Origin of the sequence: Psychrobacter sp. TB20-MNA-CIBAN-0197, from assembly GCF_040309765.1 — a bacterium.
GTDB lineage: Bacteria > Pseudomonadota > Gammaproteobacteria > Pseudomonadales > Moraxellaceae > Psychrobacter > Psychrobacter submarinus.
The window spans coordinates 1-21,628 of record NZ_JBEOPC010000042.1 but is presented as its reverse complement, the minus strand read 5'-3'; the positions used below and the strand labels follow the sequence as shown (position 1 = coordinate 21,628).

Annotated in this window: 16 protein-coding genes and 1 tRNA gene; 4 read left to right on the top strand and 13 right to left on the bottom strand. The window is 43.6% G+C overall.

Annotation, left to right across the window (positions count from 1 at the left end; all coding sequences use genetic code 11):
- Nucleotides 1-113 precede the first annotated feature (113 nt).
- The 3 genes from AAEY83_RS11800 to AAEY83_RS11790 all read right to left on the bottom strand — a co-directional run bounded on the left by AAEY83_RS11800 (nt 114) and on the right by AAEY83_RS11790 (nt 2,839).
- Nucleotides 114-887, bottom strand: coding sequence for an ABC transporter permease (locus AAEY83_RS11800; RefSeq protein WP_025644465.1), 774 nt, complete (start codon nt 885-887; stop codon nt 114-116).
- A 32-nt stretch (nt 888-919) separates the two neighbouring features.
- Nucleotides 920-1,882: an ABC transporter ATP-binding protein gene (locus AAEY83_RS11795; RefSeq protein ID WP_025644467.1), complete on the bottom strand. Its 963-nt coding sequence runs from the start codon at nt 1,880-1,882 to the stop codon at nt 920-922.
- A 303-nt stretch (nt 1,883-2,185) separates the two neighbouring features.
- Nucleotides 2,186-2,839, bottom strand: coding sequence for a c-type cytochrome (locus tag AAEY83_RS11790; RefSeq protein WP_300315600.1), 654 nt, complete (start codon nt 2,837-2,839; stop codon nt 2,186-2,188).
- A gap of 332 nt (nt 2,840-3,171) precedes the next feature.
- On the opposite strand from AAEY83_RS11790, the gene AAEY83_RS11785 reads away from it, so the two are divergent.
- Nucleotides 3,172-3,248 (top strand) — tRNA-Arg (locus tag AAEY83_RS11785).
- A 676-nt stretch (nt 3,249-3,924) separates the two neighbouring features.
- On the opposite strand, the gene AAEY83_RS11780 is transcribed toward AAEY83_RS11785, so the two are convergent.
- Nucleotides 3,925-4,278, bottom strand: coding sequence for a hypothetical protein (locus AAEY83_RS11780; protein WP_025644471.1), 354 nt, complete (start codon nt 4,276-4,278; stop codon nt 3,925-3,927).
- A 68-nt stretch (nt 4,279-4,346) separates the two neighbouring features.
- On the opposite strand from AAEY83_RS11780, the gene AAEY83_RS11775 reads away from it, so the two are divergent.
- A complete protein-coding gene (locus AAEY83_RS11775) occupies nt 4,347-5,141 on the top strand; it encodes an SIR2 family NAD-dependent protein deacylase (RefSeq protein ID WP_025644472.1) in 795 nt (264 codons plus the stop codon).
- A 42-nt stretch (nt 5,142-5,183) separates the two neighbouring features.
- Here the strand turns inward: AAEY83_RS11775 and AAEY83_RS11770 are convergent, their stop codons facing one another.
- From AAEY83_RS11770 to AAEY83_RS11755, 4 genes are all read right to left on the bottom strand, one after another.
- Entirely contained in the window at nt 5,184-6,185 is a 1,002-nt protein-coding gene (locus AAEY83_RS11770; protein WP_025644473.1) for an adenosine deaminase, read from the bottom strand.
- Nucleotides 6,186-6,233: 48 nt separating this feature from the next.
- The gene (locus tag AAEY83_RS11765) at nt 6,234-6,758 is read right to left on the bottom strand and encodes a TPM domain-containing protein (protein WP_025644474.1); all 525 of its coding nucleotides are present in this window, start codon (nt 6,756-6,758) and stop codon (nt 6,234-6,236) included.
- A gap of 88 nt (nt 6,759-6,846) precedes the next feature.
- Entirely contained in the window at nt 6,847-8,010 is a 1,164-nt protein-coding gene (locus AAEY83_RS11760) for a TPM domain-containing protein (protein WP_025644475.1), read from the bottom strand.
- Nucleotides 8,011-8,058: 48 nt separating this feature from the next.
- Entirely contained in the window at nt 8,059-8,688 is a 630-nt protein-coding gene (locus tag AAEY83_RS11755; RefSeq protein WP_025644476.1) for a LemA family protein, read from the bottom strand.
- A 743-nt stretch (nt 8,689-9,431) separates the two neighbouring features.
- Between AAEY83_RS11755 and AAEY83_RS11750 the strand changes: the two genes are divergently transcribed.
- Nucleotides 9,432-10,997 carry an alanine/glycine:cation symporter family protein gene (locus tag AAEY83_RS11750; RefSeq protein WP_025644481.1) on the top strand — a complete coding sequence of 522 codons (1,566 nt, stop codon included), beginning with the start codon at nt 9,432-9,434 and terminating at the stop codon, nt 10,995-10,997.
- 216 nt (nt 10,998-11,213) lie between these two features.
- Here the strand turns inward: AAEY83_RS11750 and AAEY83_RS11745 are convergent, their stop codons facing one another.
- Together AAEY83_RS11745 and AAEY83_RS11740 are read right to left on the bottom strand one after the other, a co-directional pair.
- A complete protein-coding gene (locus tag AAEY83_RS11745) occupies nt 11,214-11,834 on the bottom strand; it encodes a fasciclin domain-containing protein (protein WP_025644484.1) in 621 nt (206 codons plus the stop codon).
- 396 nt (nt 11,835-12,230) lie between these two features.
- A complete protein-coding gene (locus tag AAEY83_RS11740; protein ID WP_025644486.1) occupies nt 12,231-12,785 on the bottom strand; it encodes a fasciclin domain-containing protein in 555 nt (184 codons plus the stop codon).
- Between the two features lie 677 nt (nt 12,786-13,462).
- Between AAEY83_RS11740 and metH the strand changes: the two genes are divergently transcribed.
- A complete protein-coding gene (metH, locus tag AAEY83_RS11735; protein ID WP_037058748.1) occupies nt 13,463-17,119 on the top strand; it encodes a methionine synthase in 3,657 nt (1,218 codons plus the stop codon).
- Nucleotides 17,120-17,398: 279 nt separating this feature from the next.
- On the opposite strand, the gene AAEY83_RS11730 is transcribed toward metH, so the two are convergent.
- The 3 genes from AAEY83_RS11730 to AAEY83_RS11720 form a co-directional block, all read right to left on the bottom strand.
- A complete protein-coding gene (locus AAEY83_RS11730) occupies nt 17,399-20,065 on the bottom strand; it encodes a TrlF family AAA-like ATPase (RefSeq protein WP_037058732.1) in 2,667 nt (888 codons plus the stop codon).
- Nucleotides 20,066-20,445: 380 nt separating this feature from the next.
- A complete protein-coding gene (locus AAEY83_RS11725) occupies nt 20,446-20,586 on the bottom strand; it encodes a DUF2256 domain-containing protein (protein ID WP_084212605.1) in 141 nt (46 codons plus the stop codon).
- A 315-nt stretch (nt 20,587-20,901) separates the two neighbouring features.
- Nucleotides 20,902-21,387: an META domain-containing protein gene (locus AAEY83_RS11720; RefSeq protein ID WP_025644491.1), complete on the bottom strand. Its 486-nt coding sequence runs from the start codon at nt 21,385-21,387 to the stop codon at nt 20,902-20,904.
- Between the last annotated feature and the right edge of the window lie 241 nt (nt 21,388-21,628).

Here is a 21,628-nt window from a genome sequence, read left to right as displayed (position 1 = left end):
TATCGTCGCTTTGTGCCTTGTCTGGAACAATTTTAGCGATCAGCAGTGCCTATTTGCGAATGTTCAACACGCCCTAAACGTGACTAATTAAAAACGAACTATCGTAACTCAAGCTACAAGCGAATCCGCGAGCCGTCACTGAGCAAGCGATAAGAGATGACATAGAACACTACGCAAAAGACAAAAATAGCCGCCATCGAATACCAAACGTTGACGTCAGAGTAACCCAAGATACCGTAACGGAATGAGTTGACCATATAGACAATCGGGTTCAATAGCGAGACGTTTTGCCAAAAGCTCGACAAATCTTCCATCGAATAAAACACCCCACCCAAAAAGGTCAATGGCGTCAATACAAAGCTTGGAATGATAGAGATATCATCGAACGAGCGCGCAAATACCGCGTTAATAAAGCCGCCTAACGAGAATAAGATAGACGTGCCAAGTACCGTAAAGATAGTGACAAATAAATGCTCAATCCCCAAATCGGTAAAGAACAGCGCCACGATAGAGACAATAAAGGCAATCACTAGCCCGCGAAAGATACCGCCGCTGACATAACCCGTCAGAATCGCATGTTTAGAAACCGGCGATACCAGTAGCTCTTCGATACTGGCAGTAAACTTAGCACTAAAAAAGCTTGAGACGACGTTTGAATAGCTATTGGTAATCACCGCCATCATGATAAGGCCCGGGACGATGAACTGCATATAAGGCACGCCGCCCATCTCGCCCACTCGATCGCCAATCATGCGCCCAAAGATGATAAAGTATAGAGTCATAGTGATGACAGGAGGTAATAGAGTCTGCGGCCAAATACGCAAGATGCGGCGGATCTCTTTTAATAAGATGGTCTTAAAAGCGATCCATTTTTTGCTCCAAGACATAGACTCATTCGGATCTACAACGACGGGCTCTCTCATAGTCCTGCCTCCTTCATACTATTTGCACTCTGAATATTTTGCTCCACCAAACGCATAAATAGCTCTTCTAATCGGTTCGACTTATTACGCATACTGGCGACATCAATATCGCGCTCTGTTAACTGCTCAAACACACAGTTCAGAGTCTCGCCTTGGGTTAAGGTGACCTCCAAAGTCATCTCATCGGGCTGCGCAATATCAGTGACTTGCTCAATAACCAAAGACTCTGTCAGCGGTTTTGTTAAGTCTAAGACAAAGGTCTCAACTGATAGTTGCCCGAGTAAGTCTTTCATCTCAGTGTTAATGCGTATTTCACCATGATCTAAGATAGCGATACGCTTACACAGCTGTTCCGCTTCCTCTAGATAATGCGTAGTCAAAATAATCGTGGTGTTTTCTTCAACGTTGATCTGCTGCATAAATTCCCACATAGAGCGGCGCAGCTCAATATCGACACCCGCTGTCGGCTCATCAAGAATTAACAGCTTTGGCTTATGAATCAGCGCGCGAGCAATCATCAAACGCCGCTTCATACCCCCTGAGAGCTCACGCGCTTTACTACCGCGTTTATCCCATAATCCCAAAGCTGTTAGCAAGCGTTTGGCACGCGGCTTAGCTTCGCTCGCTGGTATACCGAAGTAGCCTGCTTGGGTGATCAAGATATCGCCAACTTTTTCAAACATATTGAAATTAAACTCTTGCGGCACCACGCCAAGGTACTGCTTAGCGACTGAAGGATTGGCTAATAAATCGGTGCCAAAGATCTCTACACTGCCGGTCGTTGGCTTAAACAGTGAGCTGATAATACCAATCATCGTCGACTTGCCAGCACCATTAGGCCCAAGCAACGCAAAAAACCCACCTTGCGGCACAGTCAGATTGGCCCCTTTTAGAGCTGAAAAGCCATTATCATAAGTCTTGGACAAGTTTTTAATCTCAAGTGCTGGTACCTCAGACATGAAGACCTCTTTATTGATTCTATAAATGGTTTATGACGTTTTTGTATTTCTATAAGATTGCTTTATCATCATTGCTGCAAGCTGTCTAAGTGAGGCTAATCTACAGGTATTTCAACTGAGTTTTAAGGGGAAAGTCTTAACTACAGTATTAATAAATTTAATCATTGCCAAACTTGCAATATTACGCGTTAAAAAAACGCCTATCTCAACTTATGAAATAGACGCTCATTCAAAAAACGACTGCTGATTAATTGTAAGTTGGTTACTGGTTAAGAATCACTTATATAATAGCGTTACAGCAGCTTAACTTGCTTCGGCAATCATATAATCCACTGCGTTTTCGACTTCTTCGTCAGGGATAGAAGCACCACCTTTAGCAGGCATAGCATTAAAGCCGTTGATGGCATGATCATATAAAGTCGCTTCACCTTTGGCGATACGCGGTCCCCAAGCACCAGCATCACCTAACATAGGCGAGCCTAATAGGCCAGATGCGTGACAAGTCTGGCATACGGCATTGTAGACCGTTGCACCATCACGAGGGCCGTCACCTGCTGCAGGGGTAGCAGCGCGAGTCGTAACGTTACAAGTCTCGCCTTCATAGCAGATGTTGCCGACAGGCTGAATACGAGCAATGAGATTTGGGTATAACGCGATTAGCTTTTGTACTTGCGGTGTATCTTCAGGGATTGGCTCTTCTTCAACAGCAGGGGTCGCTGCCGCTTGCGCCGTTTCGTCAGCCGCCGTGTCGTCCTCAGCCATTGCCGCATCACCCTCAGCCACTTCTTCGGTGGTATCAGCTGCTGCTTGGGTGTCATCACCCAATACTTGCGGTGCGTTTTCTACCACTTCCTGCGCTTCTTCTACATCAGAGACGCTTACAGGCGTATCCACTATTTCTTCAGCTTGGCTCACAGCGATACTAGCGATTCCTAGAATGGCAGCTGCCGATAACATCACTACTTTTCTCATTCGTCACGTTCTCTTATTACGTAGACAAGTGGCGGCGTTGAATAGCTGACGCCTTACCCTTATGACAGCATAACTTTGATAATTCTCGAGTTCGCTGTTGGGCAGCAGGCATGATTATTCTATATGCAGGCGCACTTGTCATCGGTGATTATTTATCAGTATGAATTCTCCCTAACATTATAAGGGAAAAGGCGGGTAAATTGCCATGCCTGTTTACTGACTATACTGTTTTTTCGCAAAAAAGCATAAAGCGCCGCATCAATCGTTGGCTTTGCTGCTTTTATTTGTTAGACTAAGCGGTCTTTATTTTTAGACAAGCGCTCGTAGCTCAGTTGGATAGAGTATCGGTTTCCGAAGCCGAGGGTCGTGGGTTCGATTCCCGCCGAGCGCACCAATCATCGTATTTCGCCCTTCCTAAGATTGCGCTTTTGGCTTAACGGCTGACGCTTTTCTTTATAGTAAATCCCTCAGTACTATCAATAAGCCTCTAATACGTATCACTATTAAGCATTCCGCTTATAGTTCAGTGCAATCTCTAGCTCTAGTATCACTTAAACCAAGATTCTATCGCTGTAAAATAGCAGCAAACATAAGACAACTGCGCTTATTATTTAAGCATAACGTCTAAGTATAACGTCGTTGCAAGTCGCATCAGATGCGCTCAAGACTGCACGATTTATAGGCATAAAAAAAGCCATCTTAAAGGCTTTTAGTCTTATTATTAATCATACAAAATATATCGGTTTACTGTTGCTGTGTTCATATGTTTTTACTCAAGGCATTGCTTGTCTTGTTACTTCGTTATTTTTAATAAACGACTCTGATAATAAGAATAGCAGCTAGTAAAGTAATCAAACTAAACACTGCAAGCGAATACGAGAAAAAGCGAATAGTACTCATAAAGAACTCTCTTTATATAGAGCAAAGGCGCCCTGTCACTCTAATATATTTTATTTAATCTTCATTGTATAGAAATATTAAAATATAACTAATAATTAGTTAGTAAAGCAAGTAAATTATGGAGCTTATAAAAAGAGCTAGGTTGAGTTATCGCTAAAACTGGACTTGCTCTACTCTGCGTCTGCTAAATGAGCCGTCAACACATCGCGACTAGGCACGCGGTGATAATTCATAATCGGCACTTCACCTAATCTGCGCGCACCGGCAGCAAGACTCTTATCAATAGTAATCATCGCGACTTTTTTACCTTGACGGCTGATGAGTAGATGCTTGGCTTTGCGGCTGACTTGATACTCAGGAAAAATCCTTTTGACTAAGGCTGCAGTCTTTTGCAGTGGGTCGTTCTTGGGTAGCTCATTAGTACTGGCGCCATTCGCCGCTTTGGCACCACGCGCCTTGGCCAGTAGCCATAGTCCAACGACTACACTTACGAGTATGACAAGCCACCATATTCCGTCTATCATAAAGGGAGACATCCATCGTTATTGAATTGAGTTTAGACGAGTAAACGCTAGAGAATGAGGGTTCAGTTATGGTAGCAGAATTATCAGCGGAGTTAATAGGACAAGTTGAACAAGCGGCGCAATTATTGCAGTCCGCCAAGCGCGTTTGTATTTTGACTGGTGCGGGTATCTCAGCCGAAAGCGGTATCCCAACCTTTCGCGATAAGCAAACCGGCTTATGGGAGAAGTTTCGCGCCGAAGATCTAGCCAGTCCTATCGCGTTTGCGCGCGATCCTAAGCTGGTCTGGTCGTGGTATCAGTGGCGTCGGCAGTTGGTGCATGATAAAGCGCCCAACCCCGCGCATCAAGCCTTAGCGCAGTGGCAAGCCGCAAGCTCATCATTAGGTCAGCATATTACCTTAATCACCCAAAACGTTGATGACTTACATGAGCAAGCAGGCAGCGACGCTATTCATTTGCATGGTCATCTGTGGAAAAATCGCTGTAGCCAGTGCGATAGCGTTTATGAGGATAATGCCAAAGACAAGCCGCTTGATTTTGATGAGCAGCTCATCACTTGCCCTCACTGCGGCAGTTATATTCGCCCTGATATCGTCTGGTTTGATGAGGCGCTACCGGTTGCTGCTTGGCAAATGGCTGAAGAGGCGGCAGCGAATTGCGATGTCTTTATAAGTATCGGTACCTCAAGCCTCGTCTATCCAGCTGCAGGTCTTGCGCAATTGGCGAAGCAAAACGGTGCCAAGATCATCGAGGTCAATCCCAACCCTACGCCAAGCACGGTAGTCGACATCACACTAGCAGCTAAAGCAGGCGCAGTAATGCCAGTATTGATTAATCAACTAACAGACAAAACAGATAAGTAGCGTATCAAGACACAAGCTAAGTATGATTTGCTATAAGCGTTGTTAACTACTCACAGCAGCATCTACTTTATCTAGATACGCTTGCTTTAGCTCCTCGCTGATAAATGCCGATTTAAAGGAGTTTTTGACTAAAGTTATCATGTCGTCTGCCGACAAGTCGATATGCTCATAAAGATTAATAAAGTTTTGATTAATATAGCCTTTAAAATAAGCCGGATCGTCAGAGTTGACACTGACATTTAGGCCATAATCGAGCAGCTCCTTGATATTGTGCTGCGGATAATCGTCAAATACCTTAAGCTCAATATTAGAATTCGGGCAGACAGTAAGCGGTATTTGCTCTTGTTTTAGACGCTGCATCAGCTCTGGGCTATTGATCGATTGTACGCCGTGATCGATTCGCTCAATCGCTAGTAAGTCTAGAGCCTCATTGATGTAGCTAAAGTCCGCTTCCTCACCAGCATGAGCAACAAGCTTGAAGCCTTCTGCTTTGGCGCGTTTGAATACCGCTTCAAACTTGGCCGGCGGGTTACCTATCTCAGCTGAGTCGAGACCGACACCGATGATATCGTCTTTGTACGCTAAGGCTTGCTCGAAGGTCTCAAAGGCTTCTTGTTCAGACAAATGCCGCAAAAAGCACATGATAATAGCGGCGGTAATACCGTACTGCTCCTTGGCATCGCTAAGCGCTCTTTTGATACCACCGATGACCGTTGCAAACTCAATACCTCTTTCGGTATGGGTTTGCGGATCGAAAAATATCTCAGTATGAACAATATTATTTTCCACGCACTGCAGCATATAAGCCCAAGTCAGATCATAAAAATCCTCTTCCGTAATTAACACCTTAGCCCCAGCATAATAAATATCTAAAAAGCTCTGCAAATCGCTAAAGTTATAAGCGGCGCGTACCTCATCTACAGTCTCATAAGGAATAGTCACGTCATTCTTCTTCGCTAGCCTAAACATCAACTCTGGCTCAAGCGAACCTTCGATATGTAAATGCAGCTCCGCTTTTGGTAGTTTTTTTATCAGCTCAATCATTGTTTTACCTTTACTCTGCGCTCTTTTATACGTTCTAATATTGATGCCTTACTTCAAAAAAACTACTCCATCGGATAGCTCATTACCAGCAGGGTCATGCTCGAGATGGTAGTATTGGCGCAGCAGCTGCCCAATCTCATCAAGCAAATCGGCTAGACTCTCCTCGACTTTTTTACTAGCGATACCGGCGACCGCCTTATCACACATCGCTCGCCACACAGTTGGGCTAACATGAGCACTGATACCGCGATCAGCAATGATATCTAAGCTTTGCTCACAGATGTTGACATAGACTAAGACGCCAGTGTTCTCTTCGGTATCCCAAACGCGGTAGTCGCTGAAGAGGTCTACAGCACGCGCACGCGCATCCATATGATAAGCGGACTGTATTGGTAAGGCATTTTCTATAATCAAGAATACCTCACCGCGATGACCGATCTCAGCTTCAGTTACTTTCGCCGTCAGACGTGCACGAGCTTCAGGCGTCAACCACCTACTATGTAGCACGGGTACAAATGCGACCTGACGCCATAAGCGAGCGAAACTTGCCTGCGACGAGTTATCTTGGACCATGCTTGTTTATCCTCAAATATACTATTGCTCTATAAATAAATACTGACTCAATTAGGAATTAGGCGCGGCTAGATGAATAGCGCGCAGGCTACCAAGAGCCGCCAGCGCCGCCGCCACCGAAGCCGCCACCGCCACCGCCGAAGCCGCCGCCACCAAAACCACCGCCGCCGAAGCCGCCGCTACCACCGCCAAGACCGGGTAAGAATATCATACCGCCGCCGCCGCCGCGTCCACCACGGCCACCGCCGCCTGAGCCGCGAGAGATTAAGAATAGCCATATAAATATAGCCATAATGACGGTCATAAAGAAACCGCCGCCTAAAGCCAAAGAACCGGCAAAAAACCCGCCCGCGGTCAGAATAGAGCCGAGCACACGGCCAAATATATTAGTAATAAAGCTACCGAATATCATCGCCATAAGGAATAAAAAAATAGGCGATGGCACCTCATCTGAACCTTGCTCAGCGCGGCGCGCTTCTGCTTGCGCATCGGCGCGGGCCAAGATCTCTGGATCGGCAGTTAGGCGCTGTTCGATTTTATCTAAGCCCGCTAGTAGTCCAGCGCCATAATCGTTTTGCTTAAAGTAAGGGGTGATATCTTCACGAATGATACGGTTAAGAGCAGCATCTGGTAGTACTCCTTCTAACCCATAACCCGACTGAATATACATATCACGATCGTTCACCGCCACTAGTATCAAAAGTCCATCATCGGTATCAGCCTCGCCCAATTGCCATTTTTCAGCGGCTTGCAAAGAGTAGTCGAAGATAGGTACGCCGCCAGTCGTTGGTACAATAACAATAGCCGCTTGCGCAAGCCCCTGACGATAGATGCCTTGCAACTGTGCCTCTAGACGCTGTTTTTGTTGGGGATTTAGGATATTAGCTTGATCGACGACTGGACTGTTGAGAATAAGCTTATCTGCATCAACGCCGGTAGCAGTAGAGCGTATAGGCGGCTGATTGTTCGCTTGATTTGGATTAGCGGCATTGCTATTAGCATTAGGGTTGATAGCATCATTACCTAATATAGCGTCGTTGATCGCCTCATTACCGAGCACCGCATCATTGATCGCTTCATTGGACTCACCCGCTTTTGCAATAGCGACTAAGTCTTCAACGCTGCGTTGATTCTGCACATCCCCGTCAGCGCTAGCCACAGCGACCTCATTCTGCGCGGCAGACAGCGCAGAAGTGCTCGCGGTGCTAAGGGCCAATAATACGGCGGTTACGATTGCTCTAGAGTTACTCATCTGATCTATCTTACCTAATGTTTTTTTCAAATAATGACCTGCTAAAAACTATTCACCAAAATCAACTTCAGGCGCAGTAGAGATAGCGTCTTCATTAGCTACCGTAAAGTTCGGCTTAGTCTCCATGCCGAACACTTTAGCCGTAATATTGGTCGGGAACTGGCGCACGGTCGTATTATAGACTTGCACTTCCTGGATATAACGATTACGCGCAACCGCGATACGATTCTCCGTACCTTCTAACTGCGCTTGTAGGTCTTGGAATAGTGCATCAGACTTTAAATCCGGATAGCGCTCGGACACTGCCATAAGACGTGATAGTGCGCCGGTCATCTGCGACTGGGCTTCTGCATAACGTTCCATTGCTTCTGGGTCATTAAGCAGCTCTGGCGTCACGGTGATTCCGCCCGCTTGTGAGCGCGCCTGCGCCACTTGTGTGAAGACCTCCTGCTCTTGCTCAGCATACTGCTTGACCACATTGACCAAGTTTGGCACCAGATCGTCACGGCGCTGATATTGGTTGACCACCTCTGACCAAGAAGCAGTAACTTGCTCATCTTGTGATTGCAGATTGTTATAACCACAACCGCTTAGACTCACCGCTGAGGTCGCTAATACCGCTGACAATAATAAGGGTTTAACAAAAGATAAGGGTTTAGTAATAGATTGTCGTGCCATTGATATATCTCCAAATAATAATCTCATAATGAGTCAAACTTATAGACCGCTACATATAGCGTTTCTTAAGGCGGTATGTAGGAAGCCTAAGTCTATGCTGCTAATGATGGCAACATCATAGCGGTTTTACAATTGACCGTTACCAAAACACAACCGCAAACTAGTAACTGCCTACCTTGCAAGAAATCAAAATCTTTATTCGACAACCTTCATATCATTCTAATACTAAAACTAAACTTAAATTGCCTTTTAATTTATATAGGCAAAAAAAAGGTTATGAGGTAAGAAATATCTAGTAATTTACCAAAAAATATGGCAAATTGCTGTTACGCAGCCGTACGGTTAGCATACATTTAGTAGTAGATTTAATACTAGATAGAGATAGTCTGTTACAAAGTCTGCTTTTGGCATATCGTTATTACGCTAACTGTCAGTACTAATAAACTCATTATCGACTTAGCATAATGTTTTAAAAAACTATCCTATGATATTTTTTAAGTCATTATGACATAAAGATATTACTATCGTGTAATGACTAAGACGGCAAATGGAATTGCACCGTAGCTCATGGTTTGTTGGAACGTTACAAAAAAGTATTCATGGAATGAAGCGATGAGCCGCGCGGGTAAACACAAAAAACTCATACTCAGTAGGACGTTCAATAGAAGCCCAAGATAGCTTGTATCACGCTGCGGCTTCTATCATTATCGATACGCTACTGAGGACGTTTGAGGAATATAGATATGGAAAGTTTAGTTGGTTTAGCAAATGACATTATTTGGAGCCCAGCGCTGGTATATTTATGCCTAGGCGCCGGGCTTTTTTATTCTATAATGACGCGCTTTGTGCAAGTGCGTTTATTCGGCGAGATGTTAAGACTATTGTTTAAGGGTAAACCTGATAATGATGGTATTTCATCGTTTCAGGCACTAGCCGTCTCACTAGCAGGCCGCGTCGGTATGGGTAACATCGCCGGGGTTGCAGCCGCTATCGGTTTCGGTGGCCCAGGTGCGGTATTCTGGATGTGGATTGTCGCCTTCTTGGGCGCATCAACGGCTTATGTCGAGTCTACTTTAGGTCAGATTTATAAAGAGCGCGACGTCGTCACTGGCGAGTATCGCGGTGGTCCCGCTTACTACTTTGAGCGCGCACTTGGCCAGAAATGGTACGGTATTTTATTCGCCATTGCTTCTATTGTCGCTTGTGGGGTGTTCCTACCAGGCGTACAGGCAAACGGCGTTATTAATGCTGTCGCACAGGTCGCAGGCGAAGGTTCAGCGATGAACTTTATGGGCATAGACACAGGCTCCACTCGTCTAATCGCTTTAGCTATCATTCTAGTGGTTCTAGGCTTTATCATCTTTGGTGGTATCAAGCGTATTGCAACCTTTACTGAATACGCAGTTCCTTTTATGGCTTTAGGGTATATCATCCTAGCGCTACTTATTATGTTCACTAACTTTAGCATGATCCCGCAAGTATTCGGTATGATCATCGGTGATGCCTTTACCGCACAAGCTGGTTTTGGTGCTGCTATCGGTTGGGGCGTGAAGCGCGGTATTTACTCGAACGAAGCCGGTCAGGGTACAGGCCCACACGCAGCATCAGCTGCAGCGGTTGACCATCCAGCGCAGCAGGGCTTGGTACAGGCATTCTCAGTCTATGTCGACACCTTGCTCGTTTGTTCTGCTACTGCCTTTATGATCTTATCTACCGGTATGTACAACATTCAAGGTGAGTTGGCTGATGGTCAGTTCATCGTACAAAACGTCGCAGCTGACGTTGAGATAAGCTCGCCATCATTTACTCAGATGGCAATGGAGTCAGTCTACGGTACTTTCGGTGATACCTTCATTGCTGTTGCGGTATTCTTCTTCGCCTTTACTACTATTCTGGCTTACTACTACATCGCTGAGGTTAATATCTCTTTCCTCACCCGCTCTATGGGTAAAGGCGCTAGTAAAACCGGTCAATTCGTGGTCAAGCTAGTTATCATGTTCATGGTTGCTTACGGCGCGCTTAACAGCTCTGGTTTCATCTGGGGACTTGGCGATGTCGGCGTTGGTCTGATGGCTTGGCTCAACATCGTTGGTATTATCATTATCTTCTTTGTGGCGCGTCCTGCTATCGATATCCTGCGTGATTACGAGGCTCAGCTCAAAGCAGGTGGTGGTACGACTGCTAATAGATTTGTCTTTGATCCTAAGAAGTTCGGTATCAAAAACGCAACTTATTGGGAAGATCGTCATGCCGCTGAAGTGGCATTAAAAAACCAAGAAGCAGGTCTGCGTAAAGATCCTAGAGTTTAGACTCTAATCAAAGACCGCTTTAAGAAAGAATAAACGTCCTATTTATAGAAACTCGCAGCTTAGGTTGCGAGTTTTTTTATGTCTACTTTTTATTTTTTTCTTAATTAACACACAAAAAAGCTCAGCCTTTGAGGCTGAGCTTTTTCAAATAGCTTCTTTAAACGACTTCTTTAAATACAGTTACACTATAAAAATTTGCTTAAGGTCTGCTAGAGACTATTCAGGCATAAGTACTGTATCGATAGTATGGACCACACCATTAGTCGCCATGATATCAGTTCCAGTGATATTTGCTGTATTACCCGTCGCATCAGTGATAATGTTAGCGTCGCTGATAGAGATTGTCTCACCATTAGCAGTCTCGATATCCGTACCATACGGGATTTCAGTAGCAGTAACTACCATAGGGACAACGTGATAAGGAAGTACTTCGTTTAATAACTCAGTATTCGCTAATAGCTCTTCTTTGGTAACGCCTAACGCATCTAGTACTGGTACAAAAGCATCATCAGTAGGTGCAAATACCGTATACTCCCCTGCGTCCATCAGCATAGTATCTAAGCCTGCTGACTGTAAGGCGGCGGTGAGAATGGTTAAGTTCTCGTTATCTGCTGCGATTTCCGCAATGGACTGAGTCGCCATGGTGTCCATCATGGGATCTTCAGTAACCATTGGATCGGTTTCAGCAGCAGGATCAACCATCACCTCTGTTTCAGTGACTTCAGTCGTAGTCACTTCTGGCTCTACTGGATCGGCAACCGTTTCTGTGTCGTTACAGGCTGCTAGCGTCAAAGCAGAAGTGGCGACCGCTAGAGATAGTAGTGTCTTCTTTAACATAATAGTATCCTTTCTAATTAGTATATAAGTGGTGCTATGAATAACGTTCATGACTAAACATAACTGATTGCATAAATTCTTGCTGTCTTAATTAACGATAGCAATTCAAGTTTGAGAGTAACACATCAAATGGCCAGTACTATGTATAGGTAATGATGTGCAGGTATAGGTAATGATATGAAGTTTAGGCTTATTGTCGGTATTGTCGTTTTATATCTAAAAATCCAATCGACTTACAGATAACCGCCAACTTAGTAAAAGAATACAGCTCTCACGTATTTGGTTATTAAATACTAATGATGAACCTGAAGTAATGACCTTACCAAGGTTCATCGGCGGTTAAACTAGGCCAATTATAAAAATCAGCGCTTACGTTAAACGGTTCGGGTAAACCGCTTATTTTGGCAGTAGCACTTTATCGATGACATGTACCACACCATTCGTTGCTGCGATATCAGTCTTAATAATAGTCGCCATACGACCGTTTTCATCCATTAGCATTTTTTGCGGGGTAACGACTAGCGTATCGTTACTGGCGGTCGTAACATTGCCTGGCATAACGTTTTTGGCATACATAGGCATATCACTGCTGACCACATGGTAAGCTAATATCTTTTTTAGTAATGGCTTATTGGCAAATAGCTGAGCTTTAGTCATACCAGTCTCTGCTAGTGCTTGCGCAAAAGCGGCATTGGTTGGAGCAAATACCGTATAGTTAGCATTAGGGTCAGATAACATACCTGCTAGCCCTGCTGCTTGCACCGCTTCTACAAGTATCGAGAAGTTAGCGTCGCTCTGAGCCACTTGTACAACATTCATTTTTGCCATATTTTGCGTAGTTACAGGCGCTTTCATGGGAGCAGTTTTGGCTGGCATAATGTTATTACAGGCCGAAAGACCTGCCATAGATACTGCTAGCGCACCAATAGTTACTAGTTTAGTCATTTTCATAATTATATCCTTTAATTGTGAAGTATCTCCTAACAGCTAGGAGTTGGCTTGCTTTAGTAAAAGGTGCACTGTCATAAAATGTCCTAGCAACTAAATCAGAAACAAAATTAGAATCAAAGATCTAATGGTGGCTGATTTATAAGAAAACCTTATGTAAGAACAATCCTTCTGAAATTAAATTAACATATAGAATTTCTGTATAAATCTGTTGTTACGCTACTTTTTGTAATGCCAGTGTAATTTTTGCTCAATTTTTAGGCAGATGCTAAAGCGCTCATTTCATTATGAAATTTTGTCGACATAACCATTAATATTGAAAAACAATATCAAGAGTCGAAATAATATCTATTCAAAACCGTTTTATTTAGCACTCGCTTATCTAGCGAATACCTTGAGAGACAGTTGAACGAAACAGGCACCTATATCTTTTTATTGACTCCTTAGACAATTAAAGTCATAGAAACTGCGCTTAAGTGATCCATGAGTGGTTTACTTTTCATGTTAATATACCTACATTTACTTTTATTAGACCGCTACTCTTTTCTTTTAGACTTCATGATATAAGTGCTTCTCCTATGACTTCAAAAACCACGACTAATGATTTTGTGCTAACACCGCCTGAAGTATTCCCTTATAAAGACCAACAGCTCACGGCTCGCGCGCGTATCGAAGCTGAGATGACCAAGCGTATCTTGATGCTTGATGGTGCGATGGGCACGCAGATTCAGACTTACAAATTGGAAGAAGAAGATTATCGCGGTGAGCGTTTTGCCGATATCGAGCAAGATGTGCGCGGTAATAACGATCTGCTCGTACTGAGTCAGCCGCAGATGATTACCGATATCCATCATGACCACCTAGCCGCTGGCGCTGATATTATTGAGACCAATAGCTTTAATGGTACACGGCTATCGATGGCCGACTACGATATGGAATATCTGGTGCCAGAGCTGAACAAGACCGCAGCGCAGATAGCACGCAAGGCTGCGGATACCTTTACCGCGAAGAACCCTGATAAGCCGCGCTTTGTCGCCGGCGTCATCGGCCCCACTTCACGCACTTGTTCGCTATCGCCTGACGTTAACGACCCTGCTTACCGTAACGTGACCTTTGATCAGCTCGTCGATAATTATCGTGAAGCGACATTGGCACTCATTGAAGGCGGCATCGATATTATCTTGATTGAGACGGTATTTGATACGCTCAATGCCAAAGCGGCAATCTTTGCCATTACGGGCGTCTTTGATGATATTGGTTTTGAGCTGCCGATTATGATATCGGGCACCATTACTGATGCCTCAGGTCGTACACTATCTGGCCAAACGGCTGAGGCGTTTTATAACTCAGTACGTCATGCCAAGCCGCTATCAGTTGGCTTTAACTGTGCACTCGGTGCCGATGCACTGCGCCCGCACATTCAAACGCTATCGAACATTGCTGATACTTACGTCTCTGCGCATCCAAACGCGGGGCTGCCCAATGAGTTTGGTGAATATGATGAGACCGCTGAAGAAACTACGGCGCTATTAGAAGGCTTTGCCAAAGCGGGAATCTTAAACATCGTTGGCGGCTGCTGCGGGACGACGCCTGAGCATATCCGTCAAATCGCTAATATGGTTGCAAACTATCCGCCGCGAGCCATCCCAGAGATTGCGCCTGCCTGCCGACTCTCAGGGCTTGAGCCATTTAATATCACGCCTGATAGCTTGTTCGTCAACGTCGGTGAGCGTACCAATGTCACAGGCTCCAAGAAGTTTCTGCGTTTGATTAAAACCGAAGCCTATACCGAGGCGCTCGATGTCGCGCGCGATCAGGTCGAGGGCGGTGCGCAGATCGTCGATATCAATATGGACGAGGGCATGCTCGACTCCAAACAAGCGATGATTCATTTTGTCAACTTAGTTTCGGGTGAGCCGGATATCAGCCGCGTACCCTTGATGCTTGACTCGTCAAAATGGGATATTATCGAAGAAGGCCTCAAGCGCGCGCAAGGCAAATGCGTGGTCAACTCCATCTCCTTAAAGGAAGGCTACGATGAGTTCGTGCGTCATGCCAAGCTGTGTATGCGTTACGGCGCGGCGGTCATCGTCATGGCCTTCGATGAGGACGGTCAAGCGGATACTTATGAGCGCAAAATCCAGATCTGTCAGCGTAGCTATGACGTACTGGTCAACGAAGTTGGCTTCCCGTCTGAGGACATCATCTTTGACCCCAATATCTTTGCGGTCGCCACCGGTATCACCGAGCACAATAACTACGGCGCTGACTTTATTAATGCGACGAAATGGATCACGGACAACCTGCCTAATGCTATGGTGTCAGGCGGCGTCTCTAACGTCTCGTTTAGCTTCCGTGGTAACCCGATTCGCGAAGCCATCAACTCGGTCTTTCTCTACCACGCCATTCAAAACGGTCTAACCATGGGTATCGTCAACCCCTCAATGCTAGAAGTCTATGACGACATCCCTGTCGAGGCACGCGAGGCGATTGAGGATGTCATGCTCAATCGCAATCAAGGTGAGAGTGGCCAAGATGCCACCGAACGCTTGATGACCATTGCTGAGAGCTATCAAGATGGCGGTAAGAAAAAAGACAGCACCGTCGATATGAGCTGGCGCGAAGGCACGGTAGAAGAGCGCATTGCCCATGCACTGGTCAAAGGCATCACCACCTTTATCGAAGCCGATACCAAAGAAGCATGGGAGAAATACCCCAAACCACTCGACGTTATCGAAGGGCCTTTGATGGACGGTATGAATATCGTCGGTGATTTATTTGGCTCGGGTAAAATGTTTTTGCCGCAAGTGGTTAAGTCAGCACGCGTCATGAAGCAGTCTGTTGCTTGGCTCAACCCGTACATCGAAGCGGAAAAAGTCGAGGGCGAAACCAAAGGTAAAATCCTCATGGCGACGGTCAAGGGCGACGTCCATGATATCGGTAAAAACATCGTCGGCGTGGTCCTCGGCTGTAATGGCTATGACATCCTTGATCTGGGCGTGATGGTGCCGTGCGAGACCATTCTCGATACCGCTATCAAAGAGAAAGTCGATATCATCGGCCTATCAGGACTGATTACCCCGAGTCTCGATGAGATGGTCTATGTCGCTAAGCAAATGCAAGAGCGCGGTATGAACCTGCCGTTAATGATTGGCGGCGCAACAACCTCCAAAGCCCATACCGCGGTCAAAGTCGAGCCGCAATATAATAATGATGCAGTCATCTACGTGGCGGACGCCTCGCGCTCGGTTGGCGTGGTGACTAAGCTGCTCTCCAAAGACAACCGTCAAAGTCTCATCGATGAGACCCGCGAAGAGTATATCAAAGTGCGCGAGCGTCTCGCGAAGCGTCAACCCAAAGCGGCGAAGCTGACTTATGCTGAATCAGTTGAGGGTGGTTTTCAATACGATTGGGACAACTATACACCGCCTGTACCGAATCAGCTCGGTCAGGTGATATTGGACGACTACCCTATCGATAAGCTGCTCCCTTATATCGACTGGACGCCGTTCTTTATCTCTTGGGGTCTAGCAGGTAAGTATCCAAAAATCTTGCAAGATGAGGTCGTTGGTGAAGCCGCGCGTGATCTGTTCGATAACGCCAAGAACCTGATGCAAAAAATGATTGATGAAAAGTTAATCATTGCTAAAGGGGTGTTTAAACTCATGCCCGCCCGCCGCACTGGCGCAGATACGATTAGCGTTTATGACAAATCGCCTACAGATGGTGGCCAACCTACGCATACCTTTGAACATCTGCGCCAACAGTCGGACAAAGCCAGCGGCAAGCCAAACTTTAGCCTCGCCGACTTTATCTCGCCGTTACAGGACTCTGACGATTATATCGGCGGCTTTACGGTGTCGATCGTCGGTACTGAAGACCTCGCTGAGCAGTACAAAGCGGCAGGCGATGATTATAATGCCATCATGGTACAAGCGCTGTCTGATCGCCTCGCCGAAGCCTTTGCCGAGCATTTGCATGAGCGCATCCGTAAAGACTACTGGGGCTATCAGGCTGATGAGACTCTCACCAATGATGAGCTGATTAAAGAAAAATACGTTGGCATCCGCCCAGCGCCTGGCTATCCGGCTTGCCCTGAGCATACCGAAAAAGGCAAATTGTTTGATTGGCTCGGTACGACCAGCGCTATCGGTACAACGCTCACCGAAAGCTTTGCAATGTGGCCGGCGTCTTCGGTCAGCGGCTTTTATTATTCGCACCCGGAGAGTGAGTACTTTAACGTCGGTAAAATAGGCCGAGATCAGTTAGAGGATTATGCCAAACGTAAAGAGTGGGATATAAAGACGGCTGAGAAGTGGTTGAATCCGAATTTGTAGGGATGTTGTTGAATTTTTTTAGCGTGTTTTTGAGGCGGGATTGGTTTTTATAGCCGTTCCCGCTTTTTGCTTCTATCTGCCAGTCTAGGCGAGGCGGTAGCACAGTTTGAGTCGTTCCTGTTGCCTCGAGACCACCTCAAAACCTAGCTACCGCAATCGCCTAGCCCGTCAGGATATTCGCGACAATCGGGGCTAAAAAGCCTCGCTATGGTAGGGTTACTCTATTTGCCACAAATAAAAGATGCTATAGTTTATAACTACCTAATACGAAAATCCACCTTAGTCAAAACCATATTTCTCCCGACGCTTATCGAATGCTCCTTGACCCCCTTCTAATATTTTAGCTGCTAGCTCTTTAACTTGAGGTACATCAATTGCACCTTGTTGTTCTAATAAAATTTTCCCCTTATTGTCTTCTACACTGAGAACCCCAATCCATTCTGCGTCGCCAAATACTGGAATATTAGCGTTGTGAGTTGCAAACAAAAACTGTCTACTTAGTTTGGCTTCACGAAGCTCAGTTACTATTCGATCGGCAATAAAAGCGTTATCTAAATTATCCTCCGGTTGGTCTAGAATTAATGGGTCTTGATTATCTAACAGTAAAAGATGTAACACTGCTGTACATTGTTGACCAGTAGAAAGGTTTTCAATAGAACGAAAATCTATATCTTTGCCTTCATTATCAAATGCTACGTTGAGTTCTATCGTTGTTTTATCAGGGATAATTATTTCTTCTAATTCTAGGAGTTTATTACTTGAAATACGGCATAATGCACTCGCTACTATTGGAGAAACGCTAAATTTATCTATTAGTTCATCTGAACCTTGTCTAATTGTTTTCACTAAATTATTAGGTGTAAAAGACTGATTACCTACCCATTCAAGCCGTCTCTCTCTAACACCTTCCATATCACAGTTGAGCAAAAATTCTACCAAAACCTGCCTATCACCTTCAGAAATTAAATTTAATTGAACTTTTTTTGATAATTTTTTGTTTAGTTTTTTTACCGCTTTTTGAATTTGGCTAGCTCTATCACTTGTTTTTTGACTAAGCTCTAATAGCAGTTGCTCACGCTCTTCATTTAAAGCATTAATTTGTGAAATAATTTTTTCTAATTCTTCTTTTTTTGGTTTTATAGACTCTATTTCCCTCAATAGTCTTTGGTATTCACTTCCTATCTGTTGTCCTGTTTTTCCTTGGCTTGTAGGTATACTTTTAAAAGTTTTATCTAACTCTTCTTCCTTTACACCTATCTCCTGATGATGCTCTTTCCTAGCTTCTTGTAGTTCTTCATACGCCTTTTCTATTAAAGTATTAATTTCATTCAAGTGCCCACTAATTGAAGAGTTAAGTTTATCAAACAAATTGCGTTCTCTTTCTAAAATTTTATGATGTGGTAAATCTTTTAAAGCTTCGTCATTCAGAATATCTGTATCTAATAAACTACCTTTAAAGTCTTCAGTCAATATCCTAATCTTCTCTAAACCGTTATTAACCTTCCTATCTAATAGTTTTTCCTTCTCTAACTTAGAAATTACTTCTATTTTTTCATCTATACCTAAGTCCTGATATTGCTTTACTTGTGCTAGAAGCTTTGGAAGTTGCTCAACTTCTGATTCGATATCATTTTTTTTACTAACTTGTAAAACTATTAACTCTCGATTTAACTTGAGTTTATCCAATACCTCATCAACAGATTTATTGTATTCTGAATGACCATCCTCCAAAAACCTTCTAACTAATTTATTTCGATTCTGTTCATCTCGAGTCATTTCATAGATTTCATTTTGACCATACAGTTCAATTTTTGGAAATAAATCAATAGGATGATAAGGTGTAATATTTCCGTTTTCATCTTGAACAACCGATTTATCTCCATACTTCCTAATAATTTTAAATCTACGTCCATTCATGGCTGCTGAGCGAATTGTGATTTCGATTAATCCCTTCTCATTGCCAAGATTATTGTCGATAATAGCCTTGTGCTGTGCTTTTGCTGCTTTACCAAATGGCTCTAACTCGAAAGCATAGCGAATGCATTCTAAAAAGGTAGATTTGCCAGTCCCTCTTCCTCCAATCACTGCATTTAAATGCTCTGATAAATTAATATTCACACCATCTAGATAACCACTTACGAGTTTGATATTTTCAATAGCTGATGCATAATTTTCTGATTTATCTGAATGCAACTTTATTCTTGATTCAGGGTCTAAAAAGGCAAGCTTGAATGCTGAAAAACTCGGTTTAGTCATCTTAACTAAAAAAGAAGCCCCATTAGCCTTAATTTCTTCTGGTTTAGAGACATCAGCTGAATTTATTGCTGTCATCATACGAGTTCGACTGTAATCTACAATTTTATTAAGAAACACTTTGCGATAAAAATCATCTTCAACACCTCTTAGGTCTTCAATAGAGCCTGGAATCTGAGCAGCTAATAAATCTGAATTTCGCCAAATATTATTCATACGCTTTTTCAGAACACCGTCATCATTAGTGCAATGAGCTGCAAAAATGAAACCCTCATTATTCTTTACATATTTGATAATATCACTAGCGGATAAATCAACTGGTGCTGCGGGGTTGTTACTATTAATACGTAATGCTCCTAGATGCATGGTAAGCTGATGTGTTGATATTCTTTCATCAAATAAGCATACAAAATGAACCTTTTCACTTGAAGCAATTTCAAACCCTGGAAATACTATTATTCCATTATCATTGAATAAATTTCTGATGTCATCTATACCTGAAACGGAACCATGGTCTGCTAATCCAATTACCTTTATACCAAACTCAATTGCTGCATTTAGTAATTGACTATTATATTCACTTTCTGAAATCTGATGTTCTTGACCTCGATATTTAATGTAGCTAGCTGGATTAACCTGTAATGCACATTTAAAAAATCTAGCCTTAGTGTAAGTATCTTCAATTAAACTCATGCCGTCTTTCCTTAACTTTTAGTGATTTATAAGTCTGCCTGTATTTGCTATACTAATTAATAACAGACTCAGAACTGTATATAAGTCAATATATCCAAGCAATTGTTTTGCAAAGTATATCTACTTTTAAATGCTAAATAAGCTAAAATATCTCCAACAGTACTGCCTCCTCTACTTTTTGAGCCTGTCTCGATAAGAAATGTGAGGGTATTCTTTTGTTTTAGTTTTGGTTAGGTTGCGTAGAGTTGGTCACTTACCATTTAGTAGCGTAGGGTGGGTTAGCGGAGCGTAACCCACCATCTAAATTTAGCATAATACACAATCAGTGGGTTACGCCTTGTCTGCATTCTCTACGAGAATTTGACAAGTCTAACGTCACCCTACTTATCTTTATTTCTTCGACACCGTTCCGAACAATACACCACATTGTCCCAATCCTTTTCCCACTTCTTGCGCCAGGTAAAAGGGCGTTGGCAGACGGGGCAGGTTTTTTGTGGTAGGTTTACTTTTTTATGTGCCATGATGGTGCCTTTTACTATCTATGACGCTGAGCTAAAAGCGCCAGCCTACAACAAGCTACAACAAGAGTCTAATTTTGAGATAGTGATTATATATTAACCGCTGCTTATTCATAATTCTAAAGTGTTTTTTAACCCATTGAATAACTTTATAGTTTAATACTTTCCATCACAAGCTTACTTTATATAATCGTTAATTCTCTTTAAAAAAACGCCTTACTTAAAAAGTAAGGCGTTCTTTATTGACTGTATCAATGTCATCTTGCGTTAGTATCGGTCTTATATTTTATTATTAACCGATCAAAACTAAAAACATCTCTACTTAGCAACGGCTTTAAAATGCGCCACTTGATTGTCATTACGAATGGTCAAGATAGGTACATTGTTCGCATTTTTATTTAGGCTATACTTGCCTTGTACCGTCGCCATAGTAGCAGTATCAAAGCTAGCTTGTGGTTCAGGGCAGGCCTTCATAGTGCTGATGACGTTGACTAGCTGTACATTATTATTGACGATGTGATAAGTGCCACCGATGTTATTACAGGTATTCATAAAGCTGACGCGCTGGTTGCCGTTGTCTTTAAAAAAGTTCAAAGTCAGCGGATTATTTGGCATAGTAAACAGCTGAGTTACTTTTTCGCCATTTACGCGCTTAGCATCAACTAACTGCCAGTTATAGGCTTCTAATGCATCAACGGTTAGCGGCTGAGCAGTAGGAGCAGTAACGCCAGGAGTGGTTTGGCAACCGGCAAGCGTACCAACAGCTAGTGTGGCAGCCATAGCTAATGAAGTCATGTTTTTCATAGTCTCTCCTAGTAATCATTGAAGGTAATTATTAAAAATAATTTGAGTTATTTATTTTTCTAAATAGAGTAACTATTGTGCCTAACAACAGTATCACTGTCATCATTAGTTAAGTATATGCTTAACCCTCGCTTTGTTCCACTTTGCAGTGGTTTTGCTAACGGTATTAGACCTCTTGCAAAAGTCATAATTTAAGCTCGGAATTAATGATACCAGCAAACAGCTTCATTCTAAGATCATA